The sequence below is a fragment of the Nostoc sp. genome, from assembly GCF_036917775.1.
Lineage (GTDB): Bacteria > Cyanobacteriota > Cyanobacteriia > Cyanobacteriales > Nostocaceae > Nostoc.
The window spans coordinates 230,751-238,439 of the sequence record NZ_JBALEQ010000083.1; the positions used below are offsets into that span (position 1 = coordinate 230,751).

6 protein-coding genes and 1 rRNA gene are annotated in these 7,689 nt (G+C 42.9%); 5 read left to right on the forward strand and 2 right to left on the reverse strand.

Annotated elements, in window-relative coordinates; translation table 11 throughout:
• The first annotated feature begins 297 nt into the window (after window positions 1-297).
• On the forward strand, window positions 298-2,916 hold the full coding sequence (gene clpB / locus V7K69_RS16395; protein WP_335036078.1) for an ATP-dependent chaperone ClpB: 2,619 nt from the start codon (window positions 298-300) through the stop codon (window positions 2,914-2,916).
• Between the two features lie 267 nt (window positions 2,917-3,183).
• Here clpB and V7K69_RS16400 read toward each other — a convergent pair whose 3' ends face one another.
• Window positions 3,184-3,738, reverse strand: a complete 555-nt coding sequence (locus V7K69_RS16400; protein ID WP_335036080.1) for an SRPBCC family protein — start codon at window positions 3,736-3,738, stop codon at window positions 3,184-3,186.
• Between the two features lie 411 nt (window positions 3,739-4,149).
• Between V7K69_RS16400 and V7K69_RS16405 the strand changes: the two genes are divergently transcribed.
• The 4 genes from V7K69_RS16405 to lpxD all read left to right on the forward strand — a co-directional run bounded on the left by V7K69_RS16405 (window position 4,150) and on the right by lpxD (window position 7,259).
• Window positions 4,150-4,344: a hypothetical protein gene (locus V7K69_RS16405; RefSeq protein ID WP_335036082.1), complete on the forward strand. Its 195-nt coding sequence runs from the start codon at window positions 4,150-4,152 to the stop codon at window positions 4,342-4,344.
• 141 nt (window positions 4,345-4,485) lie between these two features.
• A complete protein-coding gene (rd, locus tag V7K69_RS16410) occupies window positions 4,486-4,647 on the forward strand; it encodes a rubredoxin (protein ID WP_335036084.1) in 162 nt (53 codons plus the stop codon).
• A 52-nt stretch (window positions 4,648-4,699) separates the two neighbouring features.
• Window positions 4,700-5,944, forward strand: coding sequence for an NAD(P)/FAD-dependent oxidoreductase (locus tag V7K69_RS16415; protein WP_335036086.1), 1,245 nt, complete (start codon window positions 4,700-4,702; stop codon window positions 5,942-5,944).
• A 262-nt stretch (window positions 5,945-6,206) separates the two neighbouring features.
• Window positions 6,207-7,259, forward strand: a complete 1,053-nt coding sequence (gene lpxD, locus V7K69_RS16420; RefSeq protein WP_335036088.1) for a UDP-3-O-(3-hydroxymyristoyl)glucosamine N-acyltransferase — start codon at window positions 6,207-6,209, stop codon at window positions 7,257-7,259.
• Between the two features lie 334 nt (window positions 7,260-7,593).
• Here the strand turns inward: lpxD and rrf are convergent.
• A 5S ribosomal RNA gene (gene rrf, locus V7K69_RS32975) occupies window positions 7,594-7,689 on the reverse strand; the annotation flags it as partial.

Below are 7,689 nucleotides of genomic sequence, written 5' to 3' on the forward strand. Positions count from 1 at the left end.
ACTATCGTTCTGTTTCCTATTTTTATGACTATCATTTTGATTTGATGCAACTTCAGGTATCGTGTTAAGTGCAATGAGTGAGAATAACAAATAAGAAATGGGAACTACGGGAAAATACCACTTTTACAAGACGTGAACACCGATCTAGGCGATCGCGCTCATCTTCTTACAATAACGATATGAGAAGAAAAATTTTCCTTTCCTTGGAGTCTAACCTACGGAAAACCGCCCTGATCTGAGGTCAGCAGTGCTTTACGCTTTTACGATGTCTAATATGGTTCGTTCCTGAAAAAGCCTATGCAACCTACTAATCCTAACCAATTTACAGAAAAAGCCTGGGAAGCGATCGCCCATACCCCCGATATTGTTAAACAATATCAACAACAGCAAATTGAAAGCGAACACCTGATGAAAGCTTTGCTAGAACAAGATGGTTTAGCAACTGGGATTCTCACCAAAGCGGGTGTTAACCTCCAAAAACTGCGCGATCGCACTGAACAATTTTTTCAACGTCAGCCAAAAGTATCTGGTACTAGCAGTTCTGTTTACTTGGGACGCAGCTTAGATACACTTCTAGACCGGGCAGACGTGTATCGCAAAGAGTTTCAAGATGAATATATTTCAATTGAACACTTATTGCTGGCTTACGCTAAAGATGACCGCTTTGGCAAAGCTTTATTTCAAGAATTCGGTTTAGACGAAGGCAAACTAAAAGATATTATTAAACAAGTTCGAGGGAGCCAAAAAGTGACCGACCAAAATCCAGAAGGCAAATACGAAGCACTGGAAAAATACGGGCGTGACCTCACAGAGGCAGCTCGTAAAGGTCAACTCGATCCAGTGATTGGGCGAGATGATGAGATTCGCCGCACTGTGCAAATTCTGTCTCGCCGCACCAAGAATAATCCTGTGCTAATTGGCGAACCGGGTGTTGGTAAAACTGCGATCGCTGAAGGATTAGCACAGCGCATTATTGCAGGTGATGTACCCCAGTCCCTCAAAGACCGCAAGCTAATTTCTTTAGATATGGGTGCTTTGATTGCGGGGGCAAAATTCCGGGGTGAATTTGAAGAACGCCTGAAAGCAGTATTAAAAGAAGTTACTGAATCTGGCGGCAATATTGTTTTATTTATTGATGAAATTCACACCGTTGTCGGCGCTGGTGCAACCCAAGGCGCGATGGATGCGGGTAACTTGTTAAAACCGATGTTGGCGCGGGGCGAATTGCGCTGCATTGGGGCGACAACTCTAGATGAATACCGCAAACATATCGAAAAGGATGCCGCACTGGAAAGACGCTTCCAGCAAGTTTATGTTGATCAGCCCAGTGTAGAAGATAGTATTTCGATTTTGCGCGGGTTGAGAGAACGTTATGAAAACCACCACGGGGTGAAGATTTCTGATAGTGCTTTAGTTGCCGCCGCCGTATTGTCGAGTCGATATATTAGCGATCGCTTCCTCCCTGATAAAGCCATTGACTTGGTAGATGAAGCCGCCGCGAGATTAAAAATGGAGATCACCTCCAAACCAGAAGAACTTGACGAAATCGATCGCAAGATTCTGCAATTGGAAATGGAGAAGCTATCGCTGCAAAAAGAAAGCGATGCCGCTTCTCGTGAACGTCTAGAAAGATTAGAAAAGGAAATTGCCGATCTCAAAGAAGAACAAAGAACTCTGAATACTCAATGGCAATCTGAAAAAGATATCATTGACAAAATTCAGTCCGTTAAAAAAGAGATTGAACGCGTCAATTTAGAGATTCAGCAAGCAGAACGCGATTACGACCTTAACCGCGCTGCGGAGTTGAAATATGGTAATTTAACCAGTTTGCATCGTCAGTTAGAAGCAGTAGAAGCTGAATTGGCAAGTGCCCAAAGAAGTGGAAAATCACTATTACGGGAAGAAGTCACAGAAGCTGATATTGCCGAAATTATTTCTAAATGGACAGGAATTCCCATCAGCAAGCTGGTGGAATCTGAGAAAGAGAAACTACTGCATTTAGAAGATGAACTACACCACCGGGTGATTGGACAAGAAGAAGCAGTCACAGCCGTAGCGGATGCAATTCAGCGATCGCGCGCTGGACTAGCTGATCCCAATCGTCCCATCGCTAGCTTTATTTTCCTTGGGCCTACGGGTGTGGGTAAAACCGAGTTGGCAAAAGCGCTGGCGGGCTATATGTTTGATAGCGAAGATGCGCTGGTGCGAATCGATATGTCGGAATATATGGAGAAACACGCCGTCTCCCGTTTAATCGGTGCGCCTCCAGGATATGTGGGTTACGAAGAAGGCGGACAACTAACAGAAGCGATTCGCCGCCGTCCTTACTCAGTGATTCTCTTTGACGAAATCGAGAAAGCCCACCCTGATGTTTTTAATATCTTCTTGCAAATTCTCGATGATGGTCGCGTCACTGATGCCCAAGGTCATAAGGTGGACTTCAAGAACGCTATTATCATCATGACTAGCAACATCGGTTCGCAATATATTCTTGATGTCGCTGGGGATAACGCTCACTACGACGAAATGCGCCGTCGAGTCATGGAAGCGATGCGGAATAGCTTCCGTCCAGAGTTCCTCAACCGGATTGACGAAATTATCATCTTCCACGGTTTAGATAAGAAGGAATTGCGGCAGATTGTGCTGTTGCAAGTGGAGAGATTGCGCCAAAGATTGGGCGATCGCAAAATATCCCTCAAACTCTCGGATAACGCCCTTGACTTTTTAGCAGAAGTAGGGTATGACCCAGTGTATGGGGCGCGTCCACTGAAGCGAGCGATTCAGCGAGAGTTAGAAACTCAAATCGCTAAAGCTATTTTGCGCGGTGAATTCAACAACGGTGACACCATCTTTGTAGATGTGCAAAATGAGCGTCTTTCTTTTAGTCGCTTACCCGTTGAGGTGTTTAGCAGCTAATTAGTCGAATATAAAACACCTCTCCCTCGTTTTACGCAGTAAAATCGTCTCTCTCCAAGTCGGAGAGGGATCAGCTTGAACTAAAGTTCAAGGCAGGGAGAGGTTTTTTAAACTCACTTTCTTGACAGTGCTTTTCTAAGTAATTGAACTACACTATTCCCAATACTGCTCTGATTTTGCATTTTTAACTCGGAATTGGGTTTCGAGAAAAGGTTAAAGGTTTTTTCTTTCCCAATTCCCCATTCCCCATTCCCAATTCCCCATTCCCTACTGTTTACAAATCACTTGTCGCATTTTCCGCATATTTGCAGGCAATTCCAAGTTCATTGCTTGTTGAATGAAAATTGATGGAATGGGAATCAGAGGTGTAGCTTGCACAGTATAAGCAAGCAACGTCCCATTTCCGCAATCTTTGAGTTCTAAATTGGCGTTAAAATCCTCAAAAGTTCCTTTTTCCATGCGAAATTGGATTTGTTGCCCCAACACTTCTACAACGTTGAGGTAAATTTCCACTTGAGCCGTGAAAAAGAAAAAGGCTTTTTGTGCTGCTTGATATAGGCGCTTCACTTCACCTTTGTGTGATATCTCGCTTTTAGTGATATCAGGAAAATATTGCACCCACCGGGGATAATCAGTTAATTGCTGCCAAACTTGCGATCGCACCATCGGCAAATACATCCAGGCTGTCACCGCGCCACCACAAGCCTTGTGCGATCGCGTTTCTACCAAAATTTCACCCTGTACCAGCAACTTTTGTTTATCTTGACTCCAAGCCATATCTGAACCTGCAATAATTGAGTCTGAGATATGAGACGCAGACATAATGATTTTAGTTACTCCTCAACTCATCCACCTAAATAGAATTGAAACTACAAGCTATGAAACCTGATTTAGATCCAACCCATTAAATTTTAGTTCCAGTGTAATCGCGATCCTTTCCGGAAAGGGTGAGTTTTTGGTAATTATTTCAGTTACTTTACTGTAAAACCTGTAGCTCTGCTCACAATTAATACTTAAATGGACTTAATAACAACAGTATTTATAAATGAAAAACTAAGTTCTTAACAGCTAGAATGGCACAAACACTATTTAATATCAAGCACCTTACCCAACCTCTGGATAGGATCTCTCGATTTTTACGTATTATTTATAATGAAACTGTAACTTCATCATAACTTCATATCTAGTTGTCAATATCAAGTGTAATTTCTGTTGAGTTGAGAGGAAAATTAAGTGAGTCAATCTTCTTTAAATCGTAGATTAATCCAGATTTTTGGTATTCTTCTTGGTGTTAGTGTAGCCGTTTGGGTACTAAGAGGCTTTGGTATTCTCACTTTTATTCCAGGTGGAATAATTTTGCTACTGCTACTAGGGGCGATCGCGATCGGGCTGATCAGTTACGCCCAAAGGACTTGGTGGCGTTTGTAATCTGATTCCTCATAATCTGGAAAATTTTCCTCAAGGATATACGTGTACTCTCGTTTAAGAATTGTAGCGTGGCTATTATTACTCACCCCTAGAAGTATTTAATAGGGAAGCGATGCCAACAATTTACTAAGGGAAAGGAACATGGCAAAGTATCTATGTACTGTTTGCGGCTATGAATATGACCCAGAAGAAGGCGATCCAGATAGCGATATAGCGCCGGGAACAGCTTTTGAAGATATACCAGATGATTGGGTATGCCCGACTTGTGGTGCAACAAAAGATCAATTTGAACTAGTTGAATAGTGAAGATAGAAGCTAGCCTAGTAAAGTACGTGCTATTGAGAAATTTTAGAATTTGCTACCGTTACGAATCGTAGTTATTGGGGGTGGGGCTGCGGGATTTTTTGGCGCGATCGCTTGTGCTAAAGCCAATCCCGATGCCCAAGTTACTTTACTCGAAGCCAGTCGTCAACCACTGGCGAAAGTCTTAATTTCTGGTGGTGGACGCTGCAACGTCACTCACGCTTGCTTTGACGCGGAGGAGTTAGTACAAAATTACCCCAGAGGTGCAAAAGCTTTGCGGGGTGCTTTGACTCGCTTTGGCCCTCAAGATACAGTAGCTTGGTTTGCTGCTAGTGGAGTCTATCTAAAAACTGAAGCTGATGGCCGGATGTTTCCTGTCACCAATACTTCAGAAACCATTGTGGAATGTCTGATTAAAGCGGTGGCGACATCTGGGGTAAAACTCCGTATCGGTACACACGTAACTTCGGTAAAACGAAGTGCAGCATATGAGGAGTTTGATATTCTTCTCAAGTCGGGAGAGACGATTAAATGCGATCGCCTACTTCTTGCCACCGGCAGCAGTATTGTCGGTTATAAAATTGTCCGAGAGTTAGGTCATCAAATAGAACCGCCAGTGCCCTCGTTATTTACCTTCAACATTCTCGATCTAAAGTTGCGGGAGTTAGCTGGAGTCAGCGTTAACCCTATCCAATTAAGATTATCTGCGGGGGGAAAATCCCAATTACAACAAACTGGGCCATTGCTGATTACCCACTGGGGTTTGAGTGGCCCGGCTGTTTTAAAGCTTTCTGCTTGGGGTGCGAGAGTTTTGCACGACAGCCGCTATCAAGCCAAATTATTGATTAATTGGCTGCCCCTTATGCACCAAGAACAAGTGCGAGAAAAAGTTTTAGCAGTTAAAGATGAATGGGGAAAGAAAGCGATCGCATTGCATCGCGGCGTTGATTTACCCCATCGTCTCTGGCAATATATCATTACTCGTGTAGGCATTACCACAGATGACCGTTGGGCAGAAATATCTAGCAAAAACTTAAATCAACTGGTGCAAGAACTGACTCAAGGACAATACTTAATCAACGGCAAAGGAGCCTTTAAAGAAGAATTTGTTACCTGTGGCGGCGTTAACCTCAAAGAAGTCAACTTCAAGACGATGGAAAGTAGGTTAGTTCCTGGCCTTTATTTTGCTGGAGAAATTTTAGATATTGATGGTATTACCGGTGGGTTTAACTTTCAAAGTGCTTGGACAACTGGGTATTTGGCAGGGATAGCAATGGCGAATACCCAGACAGGTTAAGAGAGTTTGTAGTAAGTACTTTAGTGCTTAGAAATCAAAGGCTAAAGTCCTTACTACAAAGTTATTAAAATAATGTAGTAGATTACTATTTTTAGTATTAAGCAAGCGTTCGCTTAATTCTTGTATATGATTAATCATTTCAAAACTTCGCAGTTTCTAGAGGAGAAACAATCTCTATATTAATTACTAATTATCTTGCTAGTACAAAGCGGCAAAAATAAAGCTACCATCCTTTGTAGGTCAATTTTGAATACATCCAATAATGAAATTTAGCGAAATTATCAGCCAATTTGGTGAAACAACCACCAATCATAGCCTGACTAGCAACCCAGACCTTGACCCAGAAATTACAGGGGTAGCAGCCATTGATGAAGCCACTAACGGTACTCTCAGCTACGTAGAAGGGCCAAAATTTGGGTCTTTTGTCAGTAAGACCAATGCTACAGCTTTAATTTTGCCCCAAGACGAAAAATTACAGGAGGTTGCACAAGAGAACGGTATTGTCTGGATATCGACCTCAGATCCGCGACTGTTATTTGCCAAAGCGATCACACTTTTTTACCAACCATATCGCCCCGTTCCAGAAATTCATCCCACTGCTGTAATTCACTCCAGCGCAAAAGTTGGTAGTGATGTTTACGTTGGCCCCCATGCTGTGATTCAGGAAGGCGTGGAAATTGGCGATGGTGCAATTATTCATCCCAATGTGGTGATTTATCCAGATACCAAAATCGGCGATCGCACTACCTTACACGCCAACTGTACTATTCACGAACGCACCTGCATCGGTGCAGATTGTGTGATTCACAGTGGTGCAGTCATTGGTGCAGAAGGCTTTGGTTTTGTTCCTAGCCGTGCTGGTTGGTTAAAAATGGAACAATCTGGCTATACAGTCTTAGAAGATGGGGTGGTAGTTGGCTGTAACACCGCTATTGACCGCCCAGCAGTCGGAGAAACACGGGTAGGCCGCAATACAGTAATTGATAACTTAGTACAAATAGGTCATGGCTGCCAAATTGGTTCTGGCTGTGCTATCGCAGGTCAGGCTGGTATGGCGGGAGGCGTAAAACTCGGAAATCGCGTTATTTTAGCTGGACAAACCGGAATAGCCAATCAAGTGAAAATGGGAGATGGTGCGATCGCATCTGCTCAAACTGGAATTCACAGCGATGTTGCACCAGGAGAAATTGTCTCAGGAACTCCAGCCATTCCTTACAAACTATATCTCAAGGTATGTGCTGTTTATAGTCGCCTACCAGATATGTATCAATCTCTAAAACAATTGCAACGTAAATTCAAAAATAGCAATGATTGAAGGAGGCAAAAGGCAGAACCTTGGAATTAACCACATTTTTGTAACTAACAGTTAAAGTATTAAACTGATCTACATCTAGCCCAGAACTTAGGGCTAGATGTAGATCAAGTCTGCTCATTTTCTATTATTTGATTTAGAGTCAGCGATCGCAATTTATCTAAAATTGTCATACCATAACCCACAATAGTTTGAAAATAGCGATTGTTTGTTGGTGATTCTACGAAATTATTTTGCGCTAAGGCTGCTTTCTCGACGAGCCCTTCCTGGCTGCGAGGTAAAATGACAAAAGCCTTCTCAATTCATCTTGAGAAGGCTTTTGTTTTTTAAGTATTATCCCTGGCATCGAGCTATTTTTGCGTAGGGCGACCCCTAAACTATCGTTGCCGCAACAGCGTTTCACCTCTGAGTTCGGGAAGGGATCAGTGTGGTT